Consider the following 22661-nt stretch of genomic DNA (forward strand, 5'->3'; position numbering starts at 1 on the left):
TGTTTGACGATAGGCATTGTCATGCCTGTAACTCTTGAGTAAGCAATGAGCACATTACTGTCTGCACAATCTGTCGGTTACGACAACGCGTTCGGCGCCCTGCTGAGCGAGATTTCCTTCAGCCTGAAAAAAGGCGATCGCATCGGTTTGATCGGCGATAACGGCTGCGGCAAAAGTACCCTGCTGCAAATCCTCAGCGGTGCCCTGCCCGCACACAGCGGAACGGTGACATTGTCACACCAATGCTTGATGGCGCGCATCGAGCAGCACCTGCCGCCTGAGCTGCACGCCAGCACTCTGCTGGACGCGGTTCTGGCCCAGTTGCCTGCGAGCCAGCACCTCAGCGAACGCTGGCGCTGCGAAGCGCTGCTGGCCGAGATGGGGTTTGAACCAACGAGCTGGACGTTGAACGCCGGTACCCTCAGCGGCGGCCAGCATACCCGGCTGCTGTTGGCCCGCGCGCTGATCCGCCAGCCCGATCTGCTGCTGCTCGACGAACCCAGCAACCACCTGGACCTGCCCACGCTGCTGTGGCTGGAACAGTTCTTGCGTAACTGGAACGGCAGTTTCGTGCTGGTGTCGCACGACCGCTATCTGCTCGACCAGGTGACCAACTGCACCTGGATCCTGCGCGACAAAACGCTGCAGTTCTTCCGCTTCCCCTGCTCCGCTGCGCGCGCTGCGTTGGCGGAACAGGATGCCGCAGACGAGCACCGTCGCCAGGCCGAGCAAAAGGAGATCGAACGGGTAGAGAAAAGCGCCAAACGGCTGGCGGTCTGGGGCAAGGTCTACGACAACGAAGATCTGGCGCGCAAGGCTAAGCAAATGGAGAAGCGCGTCGATCGGTTGAAGGAAGAACAGACTACCCTGACCGCCGGCAGCCCGTGGCGGCTGCGCCTGCAGGGAGAGGCGCTGGACGCCGATCGCCTGCTGGCGCTGCCACACTGGGCGGTGCGTCCGGCGCCGGATGCGCCGGTGCTGTTCAGCCTGGAACACCTGCGGGTGAAAAGCGGCGATCGCATCGCCATCGTCGGGCGCAACGGCTGCGGCAAATCGTCGCTGCTGCGTCTGCTGTGGCGCGAGTATCAGCAACAAACGCAGCGCCCGGCGCTGTTCCACCCGCGGGTGCGCATCGGTTATTACGATCAAAGCCTGCAGCAGTTGCGCGATGAGGACACGTTGAGCGACGCGCTGGCGCAGTTTGCGCCGTTGACCGAGGAGCAGCGAAAAATGGCGCTGATCGGCGCCGGTTTCCCTTACCTGCGCCACTCTCAGCAGATCCGTTCGCTGAGCGGCGGCGAGCGTTCGCGGTTGCTGTTCGTCGGCCTGACGTTGGCCAACCATTCGCTGCTGTTGCTGGATGAGCCCACCAACCATCTGGATATGGCGGGCAAAGAGGAGCTGGCGGAAACGCTGCGCCAGTTCCCCGGCGCCGTCATGCTGGTCACCCACGACCGGATGCTGATTGAACAGAGCTGCAACCGTTTTTGGCTGATCGACCAGCAAAAACTGACGGAGTGGCACGATCTGGCGCCGGTGTACCAGCGCCTGGCGGGCGAAACGCCGGCGCTGCCGACGGCGGACGAGGCCAACGCAAACGCGCCTGCGCCAGACGCGCGGCTGGAAGGCGAAGAAGCGCTGTTGACCGCCCTGTTTGCCCTCGAAAGCAAGCTGGAGGCTGACCTGGCGCGTAAACCGAAGCACCAGAAACCGGAGCTTCAGGCACGCTGGCGCCGCGAGATTGCCGACCTCACCGCCCGGCTGCAGCTGGGCTGACCCTGACAGGCCGCCCCGGCGGCCTGTTTTTTTAAGGAGAGCAACATGTCATTTGCACTTGAAGCGGCCTCGTGCGCGCAGCAGCCGCTGTTGGCGGCCATGCTGCTTGACTGCCTGCGCGAGCTGGGCGCCGACGAGGCTTACCCCTACCTGCCGCTCTACTGGCGTGAAGCAGGCCGCTACCCTTATTTGATCTTGAGCGATCGGCAAACGGCCGGTTTTGCGCTGGTCAGGCGCCTGGATAGCGCCAACGTCGAAATGGCCGAGTTTTACATCCGGCCCGCCTGGCGGCGCACCGGAATTGGGCAACAGGCCGCCCGCGCCTTGTTCGTGCAGCATCCGGGTGGCTGGTCGCTGTCGGTCGGCCAAGATAACCCCCGCGGGCTGGCGTTTTGGCGAGCGGTGATACCAACCGGGACCACAACGGTGCCGCTTTCCTCTGCCGACGCCATGACACAGCTGGGTTTTTATTACCCGCCGGGCTGAGCGACACATTAACTTCATTCTTTTATGACAGGGTAAGTCGATTCGTTCTTTGCTATCGAGCCTGCCATGACTGCACTTTCCCCACAGGATATCGAAGCGCGCTATCGCTTCGCGCGTGAAATCGCCCGCGCCGCCGCCGATCTCGCCTTCAGCTTTTATCAGCGCCGGCAAAGCCTGGCAATTGACTTTAAACAGGGTCTGCAGGATGTGGTCAGCGAAGCCGACCGCCGCGTCGAGGCGCTGATTCGCCGCATGATCAACCGCCGGTTTCCCCTCGATGGGTTTCTCGGTGAAGAGAGCGGCGGCAGCGGTGATAACGCCGCCTGTATTTGGGTAGTCGATCCGATTGACGGCACCGCCTGCTTCCTGAACGGGTTACATACCTGGTGCATCTCGATAGGCGTGGTAATCGACGGTGAGCCGACGATCGGTGTGATCTACGATCCCAACCACCGCGAAATGTTTCGCGCTTGTCTCGGCGGCGGCGCTTTCCTCAACGGAGAACCGATCGGCGTGCATGCCGGGCGCAGCGTCGCGGACGGCGTGTTGGGCGTTGGGATTTCAGCGCGCGCCTCGGCAGCGGAATTCAGCGGTTTTATCTGTCGTTTGCTGCAGGCGGGTGGCATGTTTGTGCGCAGCGGTTCCGGCGCGTTGATGACCGCACAGGTGGCCGCCGGCCGGCTGCTGGGCTATTACGAACCGCACATGAACGCCTGGGACAGCCTGCCTGGGCTGGTGCTGACGCGCGAAGCCGGCGGCGTGGCGAACAACTTCATGAACAACAACGGGCTGCGGCGCGGCAACCCGTTGCTGTTGGCCAATCCGGTGCTTTATCCGCAGCTGGCCGAGCTGATTCAAACGCCGGGTTTGATCGGTTCGACGTGCCCTATCGCGCGCGTGATGGCCGGATAAAGCGCGCGCAGCCGCCGTTCGATCAGATCGACCGCATCGTGCGCGGCGGCGATGGTCACCGCCGGCGATACCCGGCAGTGGAAGTTGACGATGATGCCGCCGTCGGTCTTGCGCGCGCGGATGTTATGAACGTCTTGCACCATCTCCCCCTGCTCCAGCGCCGACTGCAGGATCCGCCGGATATCGGCCAGCTCAGCCGCATCGACATCCTCACTGGTCAGCCAGTGCGGCGTCTGCGGTTCCAAATGGGTCTCTATCTCGGTGTCTTCGCCGATCGCCTGACGCAGGATCCCTTCTATCTCCGTGGCGATGTCATGCGCCTGCGCCACGCTGGCGTTGGCCGGCACCGCCAAATCCATGCCGATCGCCATGCGCGTCGGCAGCTGCTGCAACGCCACATTCTGCACCTGCGCGCCGTGGTTGGCGGCGATCGCCCGGATGCGCGTAGCCATATCTTCATCGCTACGGGTCTGGGGCACCGCGATGACGGTGAATTCCGCCTTGGCGTACTGCTCCTGCAACCGTTCGACAATCGCCTGCTTCAGCGCATTGATGCGCTCCAGCGGCAAGGTGCGGCACACCGCCACCGTGATCTCGACGAACAGCACCGCGCCGGCGTTGCGAATGCGTACGCTGTCGCAGGCCAACACTGCCGGGAAGCTGTCCAGCGTAGCGCGGATGTCCTCGGTAGTGCCGGCTGGCGCGGCGTCCATCAGCGAGTCGAAAGAACGCTTACCCAATTTAATCGCTGCTATGAAGATAAAACCGGCGACGATCAGCGCGGCGATGGCGTCTGCACGGCCAAACCCCAGCAGAACAAAGATTATCCCCAGCAGCACCACGCCGGAAGAGAGCATGTCGGAAAAGAAATGCAGCGCATCCGCTTCCAGCGCCGCACTGTCGGTGGCTTTGGCGACGCGGTTGAGCGCCCGCACCCGGAAGAAATCGACGCAGATGGAAATCAGCAGCACGGTGATCACCACCGGCGCAGCGACGATCTCATGCGGCTGCCCAAGCAGACTGCTGCCCGCCTCATAGACGATCCAACCGGCGGCAGCCAACAACAGCAACACCTCGAACAGCGCCGCCAGGTTTTCCACCTTGCCGTGGCCGAAGTGGTGATCGTCATCGGCGGGTTTATCGCTGATGCGCACCGCCAGCCAGGTAATGCTGGTGGCGATAAAATCGGTAAAAGAGTGGATCCCTTCGGATATCAGGCCAATACTGCCGGTAAAAATACCGGCGACGAATTTGCCCGTAGCCAGCAACCCGCTGGCGATCATCGAGTTTCTGGCTACGGCCTGCTTTTCATTTTGCATTATGCTGCTCACATTCGGACGGTGATTTATTTTTTTACTTTAGAAGATAATTGCCAGACAAAGGCGATCAGCAGCATACTGCCAGAAAATGTCAGCATGAGGCTAGTGAGGAATTCGGATTTTCCGGTGGAATAAAAATAAATCTCATTAACGCCCACCGAAACCATTAAAATGGCGTAGAGCAATCCCAGAATAAGAATCGTCATTATTATCAACTCCTGTATCAGGCTGCGCGTTCAGCGCGCCGCTAAATCCTCCCCATAATAAATAGCGGTTACGGGGAGGATGCATCTAGGCGGATCTTTAGCGTTCATCAATCATCCCATTTGGTGCTCATATAGGCCGCCAACAGGCCCAGCGAGCTGATCATTGCCAGGAATCCCATAAAAATAGTCATGTTTCCCATTTTGTTGTCCTCAGGTTAAATGTTGTCGATAAAATCCCCTTGCGTTAAATATCGGGGTTGGTCGGTGTCCATGGTTGTTTAACGTCCTCCTCAGGTTTGTCACATTCCCGCCCTTTACGGGCGGGCACGGTTTAAATACCCAAAACGTGCTGGGCGATTTTGAAATAAATAATCAGGCCGGTGCCGTCGATAAAGGTGGCGATAAACGGCGCCGATACCACCGCCGGATCGATGCCGAGGCGTTTCAGCAACATCGGAATGATCGACGAAACAATGGCGCTCCACACGGTGATCGCCACCAGGGACAGGCTGACAACCAGCGTCACCTCCATGCCGACGCCCATGATCCAGGCACGCACCCAGGCCGCCAGGCCGATGGTGACGGCGATCAGCAGCGAGGTCGTGACCTCTTTGCGGATCACCGCGCCCAGATTGCGCAGGCTGACCTCGCCCAGCGCCATGGCGCGCACCAGCGTCGAAGTGATCTGGGTGCCGCTGTTGCCGCCGGTGCCGATCAGCAGCGGGATGAAGAACGCCAGCGCAATCGCCGCTTCGAGCTGATCTTCAAACGCCTTCAGCACGTTGCCGGTGTAGGCCTCGGCAACAAACAGCATCAGCAACCACACCGAACGTTTGCGCCACAGCGCCCACGGGCTGGTCTCCAGGTAAGGCTTGTCCAGCGGCAGGCTCGCGCCCTGGCGCTGCGCATCCTCGGTATTCTCATCTTCGACCAGCCGGGCGATCTCACGCTCTCCCAGCACGCCGACCAGCGTGTTGTTGACCACCACCGGCACTACGTCCAGCCCCCCTTTGCCCAACAGGTGCGCAACGTCGTTGCGGTCATCGTCGGGCGAAACCTGGAAATAGCTGTGATCCATCATCACGCCGACCGCTTTATCCTGTTCTTCACACTGCAGCAGTTTTTTCACCGACAGCGTGCCGCGCAGATGATAATCGTCCGCGGTAATAAATACCCGGGTGGGAATTTCGTCCGTTTTAAGCTGTGAAAGTAAATATTCCCGGGCATGAGTGACCGTCATCGTCGCGGGAACAGTAATAAAATCGGCGTTCATATAACCGGCGACCGAAGTCTCGTCGAGAGTTTCAGTCGCGCTCAGCGCCGGAGAAGAATAGTGTTGATGTGACTTAATCATTTTGTCAGTCCCTATTTCTGTTTTGAACTTCAACAGCGAATCGCATAGGGGCGTAACCACAGAGGGAGTGCAGACTGCCTATCTCCGCGTCCAGGTTTTAGCACTATACAACGTATCCGAGTTGTTGCTCGGAAGTTACTTTGGGCTGAACCTTAATCCGATAAAGCCTGTCTTAACCTTGGGCATCTCTCGATGTCGTCAGATCAGTAACCTGTGTTTGTATAGGAGCCTCGCCAAACGAGATACTGCATATAAACTACCGGCGCAGTATAGGCGGTGTTTTATCCGGCGGGAAGAAAAGATCGCCCGTTGTTTATGGAGTATTTAGGATAATGTTATTAAACGGCCATTTATAAAAACGGCTGATATAAATCAGCCGTTTTTTATTTTTCAGTGTTCGAGAATGTAGACGTTTTTATCGTATAAAGCGCCCTGGCGGGTAAAGTCTATCCCCTTCACGTAAGGTTTGATGAGCGTGGCGTTAGCCTCATAGTACACCGGCGCCACCGGCGCATCGGCGGCCAGCACCGCTTCGGCCTGCTGGAAGTTGTGCTGCACCTGCTGCGGCGTCTGCGCCGCCGTCGCCTGATGCAGAATGCGATCGTAGTCCGGATTGCGGTATTTGGGGCTGTTCTCGCTGCTGTCGGAGCGGAACACGTTCAGGAAGGTGGAAGGATCGTTATAATCCGCCAGCCAACGAGTAAAGGCCACGCTGTACTGCCCACGGTTGATATTGTCCAGCGTCACTTTACGCTCCTGGCTTTGCAAGGTGGCCTCCACGCCGAGGTTCTTTTTCCACATAGCGGCGGCGGCGATGACGATCTTCTTGATGGTGGCGTCATTGCTGTACAACACGGTAAAGCGCAGCGGATTCTCGGCGTTGAAACCGGCCTCCGTCAGCAATTGCTTCGCCTGGGCGTGCCGTTGCTCGGGCGTCCAGCCGGCGGCGCTGCCGGCCTGCAGGCTATAGCCGCCCGCCCCGGTAGGGGTAAAAGTCCAGGCCGGCTCTTGGCCGTATCCCAACACTTTACCGGCGATGATCTCTTTATCCAGCCCCAGGTTCAACGCCTGGCGCACTCGCACATCGTTAAACGGCGCCTGCTGATTATTGAAAGCGAAATAACTGGTGGAAAGCAGCGGATAAGTCACCAACTGCTGCTCGCCGAGCGTTTTTTTCAGCTGCTGATACAACTCCGGTGGCGTGGTATATCCCAACTCAACCTCACCGGCGCGAAAACGCGCCACTTCCGGGAAGCCCTGGATCGGCAAAAAGGTCACCTTGTTGAGTACGGTATTGGCGTTATCCCAATACTGCGGGTTACGTTCCACCACCACCTTTTCGTTCACTACCCACTGACTGAGGCGAAACGCCCCGTTACCGACAAAGTGCGCCGGCTGCGTCCAGTTTTTGCCGTACTGCTCCACCACCTTGCGGTTAACCGGCAAAACCGGGAAATGCACCAGTTGCTTGAGCAGATAGGAATTGGGCTCCGACAGCGTGACCTGCAGAGTGTACGCATCCAGCGCTTTGACGCCCAGCTCGCTCGGCGGTTTGCTGCCGGCGTTGATCGCTGCGGCATTCAGCACGTAGGCCGAAGCCAGATAGCTGCCGTACGGCGAGGCGGTTTTCGGATCGGTGAGGCGCCGCCAGCTGTAGACGAAATCGTCGGCGGTCACCGGATCGCCGTTCGACCATTTGGCCTGCGGCCGCAGATGGAAGGTCCAGACGTTGCCCTGGTGCTCCCAGTTCTGTGCCAGCGCCGGGATCGCTTCGCCGTCTTTCCCGACGCGCAGCAAACCTTCGAACAGATCGTTGAAGATATAGAACTCCACGTTGCTCTCGGCCAGGTTCGGATCCAGCGTCGCCGGTTCATACCCGTTGGCGCGCACCAGTTCCTGTACCGGCGCCAGTTTAGCGCCTGCCGGCACCTCGGCGGCCTGAGCGAACGTCGCGTTAAAAGCCAGGAAGATTAAACCAGCCAATTTATTGCTATTGAATGAATATTTCACGTCGATATCCCTGATGAGTGTTTTATCGCGTTCAATATGCAATGAGGTAGTGGAATAAATTAAATCATTAATCGCTATGAGTCATAACCAAAAGCGGTGTTGAATTTCTTTCATTATCAAAGGGGTATTAACCAGAGAGCGGCGATAAACCGGAGAAACAGCACGAGGACGGGCATTGTCGAACAGACATAGAGAGAATCGGCAGAAAAATAATGCGGGCAATCAATCCAGATTATTCCAGCCGAAACTTAACTTATCCTTAGGGCAATTCATTTTGTGAGCGATCGTCAAAAATAATTTAATACGAATCGTTTTCACTATCATTATTGATGTTCTTGGCTAAAATCGGGCTGCTTGCGCTTGCCAGGCGATATTCGTTTTCCTCATTCGAACGCTAAAAAAGGATAACTGCATGAAGCTGCGTATTTCATCTCTCGGCCCTGTCGCCCTGCTCGCCTCCTCGATGATGCTGGCCTTCGGCGCTCAGGCTGCCTCCGCCGACCAGGGCATCGTTATTTACAACGCCCAGCATGAAAATCTGGTGAAATCCTGGGTCGACGGTTTTACCAAAGACACCGGCATCAAGGTGACGCTGCGCAACGGCGGCGACAGCGAATTGGGCAATCAACTGGTGCAGGAAGGCAGCGCTTCGCCTGCCGACGTCTTCCTGACGGAAAACTCCCCGGCGATGGTGTTGGTGGACAACGCCAAGCTGTTCGCCCCGTTGGACGCCGCGACGCTGGCCCAGGTGGAACCGCAATATCGCCCAAGCCACGGCCGCTGGATCGGCATCGCCGCCCGCTCTACCGTATTTGTCTACAACCCGGCCAAGCTGACCGACGCACAGCTGCCTAAGTCGCTGCTGGATCTGGCCAAGCCGGAATGGAAAGGCCGCTGGGCCGCTTCGCCGTCGGGCGCCGATTTTCAGGCGATCGTCAGCGCGCTGCTGGCGTTGAAAGGCGAGAAAGCGACGCTGGAGTGGCTGAAAGCGATGAAAACCAACTTCACCGCCTATAAGGGCAACAGCACCGTGATGAAAGCGGTCAATGCCGGCCAGGTCGACAGCGGCGTGATCTATCACTACTACCCGTTCGTGGACGGCGCCAAAACTGGCGAAAACAGCAACAACATCAAGCTGTACTACTTCAAACACCAGGATCCGGGCGCGTTCGTCAGCATCTCCGGCGGCGGCGTGCTGGCTTCCAGCAAGCATCAGCAGCAGGCTCAGGCGTTTATCAAGTGGATCACCGGCAAACAGGGCCAGGAGATCCTGCGCACCAATAACGCCTTCGAATACGCCGTGGGCGTCGGCGCGGCCTCCAATCCGAAACTGGTGCCGCTGAAAGAGCTGGACGCGCCGAAGGTCGACGCCGCGCAGCTGAACAGCAAGAAAGTTGTCGAACTGATGACCGAAGCCGGCCTGCTGTAAGGCCCGCCGGCAAACCGAGAGTTGTTGATCGTTATGTCAAACCTGAGTACCCACGCCGCGCAGACCGCGCGGCGTTATTCTTCTGTCCCTCGTCACCAGCGGCCAGGGCCGATCGTGGTCGCCAGCGCCGTGTTGCTGTCACTGCTGGCGCTGTTGCCGCTGGGATTCGTTATCGGCGTGGCGTTTGAAACCGGCTGGCAAACGGTCAAAGCTCTGGTTTTCCGCCCGCGCGTGGCGGAACTGCTGTTGAACACCCTGCTGTTGGTGGTGTTGACGCTGCCGATTTGCGCCGTGCTCGGCGTGGCACTGGCCTGGTTGACCGAGCGCACCTCGCTGCCGGGCCGCCGTCTGTGGGCGATATTGGCCACCGCGCCGCTGGCGGTGCCGGCCTTTGTGCAAAGCTATGCCTGGATCAGCCTGGTGCCGTCGATGCATGGCCTGGGTGCCGGGGTGTTCATCTCGGTGCTCGCCTATTTCCCGTTTATCTATCTGCCTGCCGCCGCGGTGCTGCGTCGCCTGGATCCCGGCATCGAAGACGTCGCCACTTCGCTCGGATCACGGCCGCTGGCGGTGTTTTTCCGCGTGGTGCTGCCTCAGCTGAAGCTGGCGGTCTGGGGCGGTTCCCTGCTGATCGCGCTGCACCTGCTGGCGGAGTATGGCCTGTATGCCATGATCCGTTTCGATACCTTCACCACCGCGATCTTCGATCAATTCCAGTCGACCTTCAACGGCCCAGCGGCCAACATGCTGGCCGGCGTATTGGTGCTGTGCTGTTTGGGCCTGCTGTTGCTTGAGGCGCTCAGCCGCGGCCGCGCACGCTATGCCCGCGTCGGTTCCGGCAGCGCCCGCAGCCAAACGCCGCGCCGCCTTTCGCCGCCATTCGCCGCGCTGGCGCTGCTGCTGCCTTTCTCACTGACTGCGCTGGCGCTGGGCGTGCCTTTCATCACCCTGGCCCGCTGGCTGTGGCTGGGCGGATTCGAGGTGTGGCGCAACGCCGATCTGTGGCCCGCGCTGTGGCAAACGCTGTCGCTTTCCGCCGCCGGCGCGCTGCTGATTACGCTGTGCGCCATTCCGATGGCCTGGCTGTCGGTGCGCTATCCGGCCCGGCTGTACCGGGTGCTGGAAGGCTGCAACTACGTGACCAGTTCGCTGCCCGGCATCGTGGTGGCGCTGGCGCTGGTGACCATCACCATTCACAGCTTCCGGCCGATTTACCAAACCGAAATCACCCTGCTGCTGGCGTATCTGCTGATGTTTATGCCGCGGGCGCTGATCAATCTGCGCGCCGGCATCGCACAGGCGCCGGTGGAATTGGAAAACGTGGCGCGCAGCCTGGGCAAATCGCCGGCGCAGGCGCTGTGGAGTACCACGCTGCGGCTGGCGGCGCCGGGAGCCGCTGCGGGCGCGGCGCTGGTGTTCCTGGCGATCGCCAATGAACTGACCGCCACGCTGCTGCTGGCGCCGAACGGCACCCGCACGCTGGCCACCGGCTTTTGGGCGCTGACCAGCGAGATCGACTACGTCGCCGCCGCGCCTTATGCGCTGATTATGGTGGCGCTGTCATTGCCGCTCACCTGGCTTCTTTATTCTCAATCTAAACGCACGGCGGGACTATGAGCACGCTCGGACTGCACGGTATCGAAAAATCTTACAACGCCATCAGGGTACTGGAACACATCGATCTGCAGGTTGCCGCCGGCAGCCGCACGGCGATCGTCGGCCCATCCGGCTCCGGCAAAACCACCCTGCTGCGCATTATCGCCGGCTTTGAAATCCCGGACGGCGGCCAAATCCTGCTGCAGGGGCAAGCCATGGGCAACGGCGGCGGCTGGGTGCCGGCGCATCTGCGCGGCATCGGCTTCGTCCCGCAGGATGGCGCGCTGTTCCCGCACTTTACCGTCGCCGGCAACATCGGTTTTGGCCTCAAGGGCAGCAAACGCGAGAAACAGCATCGCATCGAGGCGTTAATGGACATGGTGGCGCTGGATCGCCGTCTGGCGGCCCTGTGGCCGCATGAACTGTCCGGCGGGCAGCAGCAGCGAGTTGCGCTGGCGCGCGCCCTGTCGCAGCAACCTCGGTTGATGCTGCTGGACGAGCCGTTTTCAGCGCTGGATACCGGCCTGCGCGCCGCCACCCGCAAGGCGGTGGCCGAGCTGCTGACAGAAGCCGGCGTAGCGTCGATTCTGGTCACGCACGATCAGAGCGAAGCGCTGTCGTTCGCCGATCAGGTGGCGGTGATGCGCAACGGCCGGCTGGCGCAGGTGGGCGCGCCGCAGGATCTCTATCTGCGCCCGGTCGATGAACCGACCGCCAGCTTCCTCGGCGAAACGCTGGTGCTGACCGCCGAACTGGCGCACGGCTGGGCCGACTGCGCATTGGGCCGCATCGCCGTCGACGATCGCCAGCGCAGCGGCCCGGCGCGCATCATGCTGCGCCCGGAGCAGATTCAAATCGGTTTGTCCGATCCGGCGCAGCGCGGCCAGGCGGTGATCACCGGCATCGATTTTGCCGGCTTCGTCTCCACCCTCAACCTGCAAATGGCCGCCGGCGGCGCACAGCTCGAGATCAAAACCGTCAGCCGCGAAGGCCTGCAGCCCGGTTCTCAGGTCAATCTCAACGTGATGGGCCAGGCGCATATTTTTGCCGGTTGACACCGAGGGGGAAGCCTCTTGACGCTCCCCTCGCCGCCGCGCATTATCAACGCTATGAACCGCATTGCGCACGTCCTCACCACCACCGCAACCGCCACGCCATGGCGGGCTGCACGGGTGCGCATCAGCTAACGACGTATCCCTAAGCCCCGCCAGCCATGGACGGGGTTTTCGCTTCTCCGTGCATGCCGGCAATATCATGACGGAGAAGACAAATGCCAACTATCCCTGCACTACGCAGCGCTCTGCTGGTTATCGATATGCAAGTCGGTCTGTTCGCCTCGCCGAACGATCTGCCGTTTGCCGCCGAAAGCCTGCTGGAAAAGACCAATGCGTTGATACGCGCCGCGCGAGCGGCGAACGCGCCCGTGGTGTTTATTCGTCACACGGGGCCGGCGGGATCGCCCATCGCCGTAAACAGCCCGCTGTGGCAGGTTCACCCCGCTCTGCAAACCGATGTGCAGGCCGACTGGTTTATCGATAAAACCCGCCCCAGCAGCTTTCACCAGACTGGCCTGGCGGAACGGCTCAAGCAAGCCGGCATCGGTCGGTTGGTGATTTCGGGCATGTAAACGCAATACTGCGTAGACACCGCCTGCCGGCACGGCGCGGAGTTGGGATTTGACATGGTCCTGGCCGCCGACGCCCATAGCTGTTCGGACACGGCGACGCTTGGCGCCGCAGCCATTATCCGGCATCACAACCAGACCCTGTCGGGGCCGTTCGTGACGTTGGCGCTGGCGGAAGAGATACGGTTTTAAACGACGCGCCAAGGCCGGGCTAACGCCCGGCCCGCTCAGCGGCAAATCTTGTCGCGGCGCGGCTTTTTCGGCGCCAGCAGATAATCCACCACGCTTTCATCGACGCAGCTGTCGACGCCGTTCAGCGCCAGCGTATGGCCGTCGCGCTCGCGGGTGATTAACGGGCTTTTGAAGGCCGCGGCCATCGCCTGGGCGTTGCGGTACGGGGTGGTCGGATCGTAACGCTGGGCGACAAACAGCAGCGGCGGCAGCGCGGCGGACGCCACCGGCGTGTGCGGCCGATCTTTGCCGCGATACGGCCACAGATCGCACATTTCCAGCGGATATTCGTGCAGCGGCAGATAGTGGGCATACAGGGCGGCGGTATTGATCTCTTGCCGCTGTCGGCGCAACAACTGCGGATCGGCCGTCGGGTTGGCGACGTCGGCGCAGGTAATGACGTTCAGGGCGTCATCGGCGTCCGGCGAGTAACTTTCGTCGATCAGATCGGAAACCTGCTGCCCGGCAATGCCGGCATCGAGCTGACGCAGCACGGTCGCCAGCTCATGCCAGCGCTCCGGCCACAACAGCAACGAACGCGTGACCGTCAGCACATCGTCGGCGGAGATTTCATAGCCCGCAGCGGTGACGAACGGTTGATCGTGCAGCTTGCGCAGCAGGGCGTGATAGCGCTGCAGCGCCTGATTCGCGCCGCCGCCAAGCTGGCAGCTGTCGGTTTTACCACAGTAGGCGGCGAAGCGCAGGAAACTTTGCTGGAAGCCTCGCTCCTGGTTCATACGCTGGGTGAAGTCGTCTTCCGCCAGGTCCACTACGCCGTCCAGCACCAGCGCGCGCGTTTTCTTCGGGAAACGTTCGGCATACAACGCCGCCACCTTGGTGCCGTAAGAGTACGCCACCGCCGTCAGCCCCGGCTCGCCCAGCGCGTGGCGAATCACGTTCAGATCGTTGACCGCCTCGTCGGTGCCGATATGTTGCAGCACGTCCGCGCCGGTCTGTTTGATACAGGCGGCGATCAGGGTGCGCGTCTGATGCTCCGCGCCGGCCACGTCGTTGTCGTCCGGCGTCGGGGTTTCGTCGCCTTCGGCCACCTGACAAGATATTTTCGGCGTCGACTGACCGACACCGCGCGGATCGTAACCGATGATATCGTAGGATTTGCGCAGTCTGGCGATCTGGGCGTCGTTGCCCAAATCAGGATTGATGCCCGGTAGACCCGGCCCGCCGCTGATCACCACCAGGCTGCCCTTTTTCGGCCCGGTTGCCGGCAGCAGAGTTAACGCCAGACGCACGGTCGCTTCCCCCGGCTGCGCCGCATGAGCGGGCGGCGTGGCGTACGCCAGCGGCGCCTCGAGGTAGCCACAGCGCAGCCCCGGCGTCGGCGGCTCATCGAACCAACGCTGAAAACCGCTGTTGAGACAAGATTGCCAACGGATGCCGTTTTCGGCCGCCGCGCCGTGAGCCGCAGGCTTGGCCTGGGCGGGCAACGTGGCGGTGGCCGCGGCGAGCAGCGCCAGAATACGCAGTACTGACATGGGGAGTCCTTTCAACTCAACGAATCGGTCAAAGGTTAACGATACCCGGTTAAACCGCTAGCCAATAGAACACAAAAAGCCGCGCGGGTGAAGCCGTCGCCGTATGGCCGGCAAGATATTCCCCTGCTCGGATTGCTCTTATAACGCACAGCATGCTGCAAAAAACGCCGTTCACCTGCTAGGCTTAAGGTTCGTTGTACTCACAAGGAACAGGAGAATAGCATGTTTGGAAAAGCGGAAGACAAAGCCAATCAAGCCGCAGGCGCGGTAGAAGAGGCGTTCGGCAAAGCCGTCGATTCACCGGAGCATCAGGTGCGCGGCGCGGCGCGCAAATACGCCTCCCAGGCCAGCTATGCCGCCCGAGACGCAGCGGATAGCGTAAGAACCCAGGTGGAAGCTAACCCGCTGGCCGGCGTGGCCGTGGCGGCAGCGGTCGGCATCGTTTTCGGCTTCTTGCTGGGGCGCAAATAAGCGGCGAATGCGCCGTTCGACAACGGGCCCGCTACGGGCCTTTTTTTCGCCCTTTCTTCACCTGTGCGCAAACTTTCATCTATCACAGCCATCGCTTAAAAAAACCAACGCCTTCAACTACGATTAGTTTGTGACCAGAGCAAGGCTCTGCGATCCGGCAGATAACCCTATGAGGATTATCACCATTATCCATGCTGTTTAAGCCGCTCTCCTTCACGCGGCTAAGAAAGGTTGATTATGGCTCGCACCACCCCTATCGAACGTTACCGCAATATCGGCATCTCCGCGCACATCGATGCCGGCAAGACCACCACCACCGAGCGGATTCTGTTTTACACCGGGGTCAGCCACAAGCTGGGTGAAGTGCATGACGGCGCGGCGACCATGGACTGGATGGCGCAGGAACAAGAACGCGGCATCACCATCACCTCGGCGGCCACGACCTGCTTCTGGAACGGCATGCAGCATAATTATCCGCAGCACCGCATCAATATCATCGACACCCCCGGGCACGTCGATTTCACCATTGAAGTGGAGCGCTCGATGCGCGTGCTGGACGGCGCCGTGATGGTTTACGACTCGGTGGGCGGCGTGCAGCCGCAGTCGGAAACCGTCTGGCGCCAGGCCAATAAATACAAAGTGCCGCGGCTGGCGTTCGTTAACAAGATGGACCGCATCGGCGCGGACTTTTTCCGCGTGCGCAAAATGATGATCGAGCGCCTGAAAGCCAACCCGGTGCCGATCGTTATCCCGATTGGCGCCGAAGATCACTTCAGCGGCGTGGTGGATTTGGTGCGGATGAAGGCCATTCTGTGGGACGAGGCCTCGCAGGGCATGAACTTCAGCTTCGAAGAGATCCCGGCCGACCTTCGCGACTCGGCGCAGGAATGGCGTGAAAACATGATTGAGGCCGCCGCCGAAGCTTCGGAAGAATTGATGGAGAAATACCTCAATCAGGTGCCGCTGAGTGAAGAGGAGATCGTTCACGGGCTGCGGGTGCGCACCGTCGCCGGTGAAATCCAGCCGATGCTGTGCGGCTCGGCGTTCCGCAACAAAGGGGTCCAGCGCATGCTGGACGCGGTGATCGAACTGATGCCCTCGCCGCTCGACGTGCCGCCGATGGAAGGCCACGGCGAACACGATGAAATCATCACCCGCAAAGCCGACGACAACGAGAAATTCTCGGCGCTGGCGTTCAAACTGATGACCGATCCGTTCGTCGGCCAGCTGACCTTCGTGCGCGTCTACTCTGGGGTGCTGGCCAAAGGCAGCAGCGTTTACAACCCAATCAAGGGCAAAAAGGAGCGTATCGGTCGCATCGTGCAGATGCACGCCAACGATCGTAAGGACATCGACGAACTGCACGCCGGCGACATCGCCGCCTGCGTCGGCCTGAAGGACGTCACCACCGGCGATACGCTGTGCGATCCCGGCGCCATCATCACGCTGGAGCGCATGACCTTCCCTGAACCGGTGATCGCCCAGGCGATCGAGCCGAAGACCAAGGGCGACCAGGAGAAAATGGGCATCGCGCTGCAACGCCTCTCTTCAGAGGATCCGTCGTTCCGTGTGCGCACCGATGAAGAGTCCGGCCAGACCATCATCTACGGCATGGGCGAGCTGCACCTGGAGATTATCGTCGATCGCATGCGCCGCGAATTCGGGGTGGAGACCACCACCGGCAAGCCGCAGGTGTCGTACCGCGAAACCATCCGCAAACGGGTGGCCGACGTGGAAGGCAAGTTCGTGCGCCAATCCGGCGGCAAGGGGCAATACGGCCACGTGGTGCTGACCGTCGAGCCGAACGAACCCGGCAAGGGCTTCGAGTTCTTCGATGAGATCAAGGGCGGCGTCATTCCGGGCGAGTTTATCCCGGCGGTGAAAAAAGGCGTGCTCGAGGCGCTGAACAACGGCGTGCTGGCCGGTTACCAGGTAGTGGACGTCAAGGTGCACCTGACCTTCGGTTCTTACCATGACGTCGACTCGTCGGAACAGGCGTTTCGCATGGCGGCGATCTTCGGTTTCAAGGAAGCCTGCCGCCTGGCAGATCCGGTGATCCTGGAACCCATCATGTCGGTGGAGGTGGAAACGCCGGAGGATTACGCCGGCAACGTGATGGGCGACCTCTCCTCACGCCGTGGGCTGGTGCAGGGCATGGAAGAGATCCCGGGCGGCGGCGGCAAGGAGATCCGCGCCAAGGTGCCGCTTTCCGAGATGTTCGGTTACTCGACCACCCTGCGTTCGATGTCGCAGGGCCGTGCCACCTACACCATGGAATTCAGCCACTACGCCGAAGCGCCGCGCAACGTGGCCGAAGAGATCATTCACCACAGCAAGCGTTAATCCTCACGCCCGCCTTCATGGCGGGCGTCACCCCTGCTTTTCCTCCAGCGCCACCACCATCGGCTGCGGTTTGATGCGCATGGCGTACACCACGCCGGCGATCAGGCAGACAATGCCGGCCAGCGTCAGCAGCGGCGGCCAGGTCTGGCGCAGCAGAAAGGTATAGGCCAACCCCGCCAAAATTTCGAACACGATGAGCGGCCCCACCAACACCGTCGGCAGCCGCTGGCTGGCTTCGTTCCAGCACAGCGCCCCCAGCCAGGAGCAGAACACGCCGATGATCAGCATCAGCGGAATAAACACCTCGGGGCGCGGGCCGAACGGCAAGGCGAACGCCGGTTCGCTCAGCGCCAGCTGGCCGCAGACCGCCAGATAGCCCAGCAGCGCCAGCGGCAACGTCGCCAGCCCCTGCGCCGTGGCCCAGGTGGCCGGCCGCTGCGCCGGATTCTCCCGCAGCCAGCGTGAATTCCGCAGCGGGAACCAGGTCCAGCACGCTACTGCCAGCAACGCCAGCCCGAGGCCGCTGAGATAACGCCAGCCGTCGATCGTTTGCGCGTTGCTGCTCAACTCGGCGACGTTCACGCACGCCAACCCGCAGACGATCAGCAGCAGCGCCGGCGCCAGCTTGCCCCAGGCCAGCCGCCCGTCATGCCGGCCGTAAAACAGGTTGGCGCAGATGGCGATCACCACCGGCAAAGTGCCGATGATCATGGTCGAGACCGGTGCGCCGGTGCGCTGAATGGCGCTGGCCAAACACAGGTAGTACAGCAGATTGCCGATGGCCGTCAGCTTGAGCGCCTCCAGCCAATCCTGGCGCCGCAGCTTGCGCAGGCGACGGCGATCGAACCAGGCCAGCGGCAAGGTGATCAACCCAAAGGCCAGATAGCGCCCGGTAGACTGCAACGCGGCGGGATAATCCGGCACCAGCAGCGGGCCGACGAAAATCAGGCCCCACATCAGCCCGGCGGCCAGGGCAAATACAACGCCAATGAACATAATGACTCCGACAAACGGCCGGTGCGGCCAACCCGCCCGACAAGACAGCGGCAGAGTAGCGAGAACGCGGGGAGGAATGATTGTAGCAGGTTGCTGTTTTAGCCCAATTTCACCTGTTTCTGGAAGCGCACCGGCGTGACGCCGTAACGGTTGGCGAACGCGCGCGTCAGATGTGCCTGATCGGTCAACCCCGCCGCCGCCGCCACCTGAGCGGCGGGCATGCCGCGCTCCAGCATGCGTTTGGCCTGCGACAGCCGGATCGCCATCAGCATCTGCTGCGGCGAGACGTGATATTCGGCCTTGAACTTGCGCTGGAAATGGTAGGGGCTGAGCGAGACCAGATCGGCCAGTTGGTGGAGGGTTACGGCCTCGGCGTAATTATCGTGCAGGTAGCTTTTCACCACGTCGAAACGGTGCGACGCCTCGGCTTTGTGTCGTTGCCCGGTGCGGATATGCGGTTGCAGCAACTCGACCACCTCCAGCAGCAGGCCGTCGAGCGTAAGCGGATCCTCGGTTTGCCACAGCGCGGCGAGAATGACCGACAGACGCTGCGCCGCCCGCGGATCGTGGCGCACCGCATCGGTAAACCACTGGCTCCGATCGCCGGACAGCTGCTCCAGCGCCTCGGGCGCCAGATAGAGCATGCGGTAACACCAACCGCCCGGCGTTTCGGCTTCGCCGGTGTGCAGCTCGTCCGGGTTCATCAGCACCAACGCCCCAGGCGCCGCCAAATGCTGCGCGCCGCGATAGCGGAAACGCTCGGCTCCGGTATCCACGGTGCCGATGGCGAAGGCGTCATGGGTATGCGGCTCGAAGGCATAGCGCTCAATGTGCGCCTGATAGAGTTCGACGCCGGGCAGATGCGACAAATGCCGAAACTGCGCGCAATCCTTCTCGAACGGAAACTGTTGTGGAACCCCTTGCACCCGACCTCCTCGTCCGTGCTGACAATCTGCTCAGCATAGCCAAAACATCGCCGATTGAGTAGCTGCCCTGGTCCTTTCGTGCCCCTTGCCTGGACGATCGCCGCCATTCGGCGTAGGGTTAAAGGTCCCTGTCCCATTCAGGCGTGCCGCATCGCGAAGCTCATCGGCCCCTGACACTCCGCAAACAAGAGGCAACAATGTATCCGGATACTCAACTGTATATCGACGGACAATGGCGCAACGCGCTGGCCGGGAAAACCTTGCCGGTCACCAACCCCGCCAACGACGAGGTCATCGGTCAAGTGGCGCACGCCGCCACAGCGGATCTCGATCTGGCGCTGGCCGCCACCGAGCGCGGATTTAACCTCTGGCGCGACACCGCCGCGCACCAGCGCGCCAACCTGATGCGCAAAGCCGCTGCGTTGCTGCGCGAACGTGCCAACGCCATCGCCGCCATCATGACGCAGGAACAGGGCAAACCAGTGGCGCAGGCCAAGATTGAAATTCTCAACGCCGCCGATGTCATCGACTGGTTCGCCGGCGAAGCCACCCGCACCTACGGGCAGATCATTCCGTCCCGCGCCCGCGACGTGCAGCAGCAAACCCTCAAGCTGCCGGTCGGCCCGGTGGCCGCCTTCACGCCGTGGAACTTCCCGATCAACCAGATCGTGCGCAAGCTGTCCGCCGCGCTGGCGGCGGGTTGTTCCATCATCGTCAAAGGCCCGGAAGAAACCCCGGCCTCCCCGGCTGAGCTGATTAAAGCCTTCGCCGACGCCGGTATTCCTGCCGGGGTGATCGCGCTGGTGTACGGCACCCCGGCGGAAATCTCGGAATACCTGATCCCGCATCCGACCATTCGCAAGATCTCCTTCACCGGCTCCACCCGCGTGGGCAAACATCTGGCGGCGTTGGCCGGCCAGCATATGAAAAAGGCCACCATGGAACTGGGCGGTCATGCGCCGGTGCTGGTCTTCGACGACGCCGATCTCGACGCGGCGGCCAAAGAGCTGGCGCAGTCGAAGCTCCGCAACGCCGGCCAGGTCTGCATCGCCCCGACCCGTTTCCTGATCCAGCAAGGCGTTTATGAGGCCTTCGTGGAGAAATTCACCGCCGCGGTGCGTGAACTCAAACTCGGCAACGGGCTGGAAGACGGCGTGACGATGGGGCCGATGGTGCTGGGCCGCAGCGTCGACAATATCGAAGCGCTGGTGCAGGACGCCATCGCCCACGGAGCGAAAGCTTGCACCGGCGGCAAGCGCGTGGCGGGCAAAGGCAACTTCTTCGAGCCGACGGTGCTGCGCGACGTGCCGCTGAGCGCACGCGCCATGTCGGAAGAGCCGTTTGGCCCGGTCGCCCTGCTGCGTCCGTTCGCCACCTATGAAGAGGCGATCGCCGAAGCCAACCGCCTGCCGTACGGGCTGGCCGCCTACGCTTACAGCCGCAACATCGCCACCGTCAATGCGCTGGGGCGCGACGTGGAGAGCGGCATGCTGAGCATCAACCACATCGGTTTCGGCCTGCCGGAAACGCCGTTTGGCGGCGTGAAAGACTCCGGCCACGGCACTGAAGGCGGCAGCGAAGCGATCGAGTCCTACCTGGAAACCCGCTTCGTCACCGTCTCCGGCCGTTAATCGCGTGTCTGATGAATAGCCAAAAGCCCCGCAATGCGGGGCTTTTTTTTACTCGCAAGCCAGCTCGAACAGCCGTCGTGCCGCCGGGGTCAGCCCCAGCATGTGAATGCAGGCATGCACCAGGCCCGGCAATCGTTCGCAGCGTACCGGCACGCCTGCCTCGCGCAGCCGCTGCGCATACTGCTCGGCCTCATCGCGCAGCGGATCATATTCGCAGCTCAGGATGGTGGCCGGCGGCAACCCGCGCAGCGTGGCGGCATGCAGCGGTTCGCCGTAGGGTTCGCGTCGCTGGGCCAGATACTGCTGCCAACAAAATACCATCGCGGCGCGCGTCAGAAAGTGCCCCTCGGCGAACTCACGATAGCTGGTCGTCGCCATCTCGCGGCTGAGCGCCGGATACAGCAGCAGCTGACGTTCAATGTGCGGGCCGCCACGATCCCGCGCCAGCTGCGCAACCGCTGCCGCCAGATTGCCCCCGGCGCTGTCGCCGCCCACCGCCAGGCGCTCAGCGTCAATCCCTAACTGCGGCGCCTGTTGCGCAGCCCAACAGAGCGCCTGATAGACATCTTCCAGCGGCTGCGGAAAAGGAAACTCCGGCGCCAGCCGATAATCGACCGACAGGATCACCCGGCCGGTGGCGTTAGCCAGCGCCTGGCAGGGCCGATCGTACAGCGCCAGCGAACCGAGGCACCAGCCGCCGCCGTGGGCGAACAGCATCGCCGGCTGCGCAGCGGCGTGCCTTTCCCCGGCAGGAAAATAAGCGCGCAGCGCAATCCGATGTCCGTCGGTGGCAACCAGCGTAAAATCCCTGACCCCGCCACTCGGTTCCGCCTCGCCCTGTAGCTGACGCAAACCGGTTTCCGTGGCCGCGCGCATTTCCGCCAGCGAAGCGGGTGGCGGTGCGTCTGCCGATGCCGTCAGAAAGGCGGCGATGCGTTCATCAAGCGGCATGCTGTTCTCCCGCCAGGAACGGCGTAATCAGTGCGATAAACGCCTCATGACACTCCTCGGTGATGAAATGGCCGCAGCCGGCGACCGTTTCACCCCGCAGATCGCACGCATTGCCCTGCAACGTCGTCAACGGCGCGTCACCGGTGGCGTGCTCCGCCCCCACGGTCAGCACCGGCATCGCCAAGGGCGTGGCGGCGCGCAGTCGGTTCTGGCGAACGGTCTCCGGGATCGCGCGATAATAATCGAATCCGGCGCGCAATCCGCCCGGCGCCGAATAGGCGGCGATATACACCTCCGCCGCCACCCGATCGCGCCGGTAGGACCAGCGGTTGAAGATATAACCGAGATACTCCCGTTCACGCCCCTGGGTCAGGGTCTCCGGCAAATCCGCCAGCTGGTTGAACATGAAATGCCACAGGAAGATGTTCTCCTCCGGCGCAACGAAAATCGGCGGCGGCGGCGCCAGGCCAGGGATTACCGCCTCCGTCAGCACCAGGCGCTCCACCGCCTGCGGGAAATCGCTCGCCATGGCATAACCGACCCACATGCCGATGTCGTGGCCGACCAGTTGGTAGCGTTCATGGCCCAGTTGCGCCATCATCGCGTGCAACGCCGCGCCGACGCTGCCGGTGTCATAGCCGCCGACGGGCCTGTCCGAATCGCCGATGCCCGGCGGATCGACGGCGATCGCCTGAAAACCGGCCGCTGCCAGGGCACGCATCACATGGCGCCAGGTGTACCAGGTTTGCGGCCAGCCGGGGATCAGCAGCACCGGCCGCCCTTCACCGGCTATCACGCAGTGGATACGTTGGCCATTGACCTGGGTATAGACGTGTTCCGCCCCGAGATCCTGCAACAGGATCTCGTTTTCTTGTTGTTTCATGGGGTGACTCCCTGAAGAGTTAGG

The 22661-nt window shown here is 61.6% G+C and carries 19 protein-coding genes, 1 pseudogene and 1 riboswitch; of the genes and pseudogenes, 10 read left to right on the forward strand and 10 right to left on the reverse strand.

The window, feature by feature from the left end; translation table 11 throughout:
- Nucleotides 1–45 precede the first annotated feature (45 nt).
- The 3 genes from ATE40_RS09220 to ATE40_RS09230 all read left to right on the forward strand — a co-directional run bounded on the left by ATE40_RS09220 (nt 46) and on the right by ATE40_RS09230 (nt 3174).
- Nucleotides 46–1776: an ABC-F family ATP-binding cassette domain-containing protein gene (locus tag ATE40_RS09220; protein WP_063919508.1), complete on the forward strand. Its 1731-nt coding sequence runs from the start codon at nt 46–48 to the stop codon at nt 1774–1776.
- 45 nt (nt 1777–1821) lie between these two features.
- The gene (locus ATE40_RS09225; RefSeq protein WP_063919509.1) at nt 1822–2262 is read left to right on the forward strand and encodes a GNAT family N-acetyltransferase; all 441 of its coding nucleotides are present in this window, start codon (nt 1822–1824) and stop codon (nt 2260–2262) included.
- 66 nt (nt 2263–2328) lie between these two features.
- Nucleotides 2329–3174 (forward strand): inositol monophosphatase family protein, encoded by an 846-nt coding sequence (locus ATE40_RS09230; RefSeq protein ID WP_019455423.1) that lies wholly within the window; start codon nt 2329–2331, stop codon nt 3172–3174.
- Here ATE40_RS09230 and ATE40_RS09235 read toward each other — a convergent pair.
- The 5 genes from ATE40_RS09235 to ATE40_RS09250 form a co-directional block, all read right to left on the reverse strand.
- Entirely contained in the window at nt 3117–4493 is a 1377-nt protein-coding gene (locus ATE40_RS09235) for a cation diffusion facilitator family transporter (RefSeq protein WP_063919510.1), read from the reverse strand. The two genes, ATE40_RS09230 and ATE40_RS09235, sit on opposite strands and share 58 nt — an antisense overlap.
- Nucleotides 4494–4519: 26 nt before the next feature.
- Entirely contained in the window at nt 4520–4699 is a 180-nt protein-coding gene (locus ATE40_RS09240; protein WP_019455425.1) for a hypothetical protein, read from the reverse strand.
- Nucleotides 4700–4806: 107 nt separating this feature from the next.
- On the reverse strand, nt 4807–4899 hold the full coding sequence (mgtS, locus tag ATE40_RS24660) for a protein MgtS (protein ID WP_004938109.1): 93 nt from the start codon (nt 4897–4899) through the stop codon (nt 4807–4809).
- 131 nt (nt 4900–5030) lie between these two features.
- Nucleotides 5031–6053 carry a magnesium transporter gene (locus ATE40_RS09245; protein WP_019455426.1) on the reverse strand — a complete coding sequence of 341 codons (1023 nt, stop codon included), beginning with the start codon at nt 6051–6053 and terminating at the stop codon, nt 5031–5033.
- Between the two features lie 75 nt (nt 6054–6128).
- Nucleotides 6129–6302, reverse strand: a riboswitch (M-box (ykoK) riboswitch).
- Nucleotides 6303–6443: 141 nt separating this feature from the next.
- Complete coding sequence (locus tag ATE40_RS09250) at nt 6444–8063, reverse strand: ABC transporter substrate-binding protein (protein ID WP_063919629.1); 1620 nt, start codon at nt 8061–8063, stop codon at nt 6444–6446.
- 412 nt (nt 8064–8475) lie between these two features.
- Between ATE40_RS09250 and ATE40_RS09255 the strand changes: the two genes are divergently transcribed.
- The 4 genes and pseudogenes from ATE40_RS09255 (at nt 8476) to ATE40_RS09270 (ending at nt 12904) form a co-directional block, all read left to right on the forward strand.
- Entirely contained in the window at nt 8476–9492 is a 1017-nt protein-coding gene (locus ATE40_RS09255; RefSeq protein ID WP_063919511.1) for an iron ABC transporter substrate-binding protein, read from the forward strand.
- A gap of 33 nt (nt 9493–9525) precedes the next feature.
- The gene (locus tag ATE40_RS09260; protein WP_063919630.1) at nt 9526–11109 is read left to right on the forward strand and encodes an ABC transporter permease; all 1584 of its coding nucleotides are present in this window, start codon (nt 9526–9528) and stop codon (nt 11107–11109) included.
- The gene (locus tag ATE40_RS09265; RefSeq protein WP_063919512.1) at nt 11106–12143 is read left to right on the forward strand and encodes an ABC transporter ATP-binding protein; all 1038 of its coding nucleotides are present in this window, start codon (nt 11106–11108) and stop codon (nt 12141–12143) included. Before ATE40_RS09260 ends, ATE40_RS09265 begins: the two co-directional genes overlap by 4 nt.
- A gap of 215 nt (nt 12144–12358) precedes the next feature.
- Nucleotides 12359–12904: pseudogene (locus tag ATE40_RS09270) on the forward strand (cysteine hydrolase family protein).
- A 35-nt stretch (nt 12905–12939) separates the two neighbouring features.
- On the opposite strand, the gene ATE40_RS09275 reads toward ATE40_RS09270, so the two are convergent.
- Nucleotides 12940–14436: an alpha/beta hydrolase gene (locus tag ATE40_RS09275; RefSeq protein ID WP_019455432.1), complete on the reverse strand. Its 1497-nt coding sequence runs from the start codon at nt 14434–14436 to the stop codon at nt 12940–12942.
- Between the two features lie 222 nt (nt 14437–14658).
- Between ATE40_RS09275 and ATE40_RS09280 the strand changes: the two genes are divergently transcribed.
- The gene (locus ATE40_RS09280; RefSeq protein ID WP_019455433.1) at nt 14659–14907 is read left to right on the forward strand and encodes a glycine zipper domain-containing protein; all 249 of its coding nucleotides are present in this window, start codon (nt 14659–14661) and stop codon (nt 14905–14907) included.
- Nucleotides 14908–15144: 237 nt separating this feature from the next.
- Nucleotides 15145–17250 carry an elongation factor G gene (gene fusA / locus ATE40_RS09285; RefSeq protein WP_019455434.1) on the forward strand — a complete coding sequence of 702 codons (2106 nt, stop codon included), beginning with the start codon at nt 15145–15147 and terminating at the stop codon, nt 17248–17250.
- A 27-nt stretch (nt 17251–17277) separates the two neighbouring features.
- On the opposite strand, the gene ATE40_RS09290 is transcribed toward fusA, so the two are convergent.
- Both ATE40_RS09290 and ATE40_RS09295 read right to left on the reverse strand, forming a co-directional pair.
- Nucleotides 17278–18246 (reverse strand): DMT family transporter, encoded by a 969-nt coding sequence (locus ATE40_RS09290; RefSeq protein WP_063919513.1) that lies wholly within the window; start codon nt 18244–18246, stop codon nt 17278–17280.
- A gap of 98 nt (nt 18247–18344) precedes the next feature.
- Entirely contained in the window at nt 18345–19172 is an 828-nt protein-coding gene (locus ATE40_RS09295) for an AraC family transcriptional regulator (protein WP_063919514.1), read from the reverse strand.
- A gap of 197 nt (nt 19173–19369) precedes the next feature.
- Between ATE40_RS09295 and ATE40_RS09300 the strand changes: the two genes are divergently transcribed.
- The gene (locus ATE40_RS09300) at nt 19370–20803 is read left to right on the forward strand and encodes an NAD-dependent succinate-semialdehyde dehydrogenase (protein WP_063919515.1); all 1434 of its coding nucleotides are present in this window, start codon (nt 19370–19372) and stop codon (nt 20801–20803) included.
- Nucleotides 20804–20851: 48 nt separating this feature from the next.
- On the opposite strand, the gene ATE40_RS09305 is transcribed toward ATE40_RS09300, so the two are convergent.
- Entirely contained in the window at nt 20852–21754 is a 903-nt protein-coding gene (locus tag ATE40_RS09305; RefSeq protein ID WP_063919516.1) for an alpha/beta hydrolase, read from the reverse strand.
- Nucleotides 21744–22637, reverse strand: a complete 894-nt coding sequence (locus ATE40_RS09310; RefSeq protein ID WP_019455439.1) for an alpha/beta fold hydrolase — start codon at nt 22635–22637, stop codon at nt 21744–21746. The genes ATE40_RS09305 and ATE40_RS09310 overlap by 11 nt, the downstream gene beginning before the upstream one ends.
- Nucleotides 22638–22661 lie beyond the last annotated feature (24 nt).

The sequence above is a fragment of the Serratia surfactantfaciens genome (assembly GCF_001642805.2).
GTDB classification, from domain to species: Bacteria; Pseudomonadota; Gammaproteobacteria; order Enterobacterales; family Enterobacteriaceae; genus Serratia; species Serratia surfactantfaciens.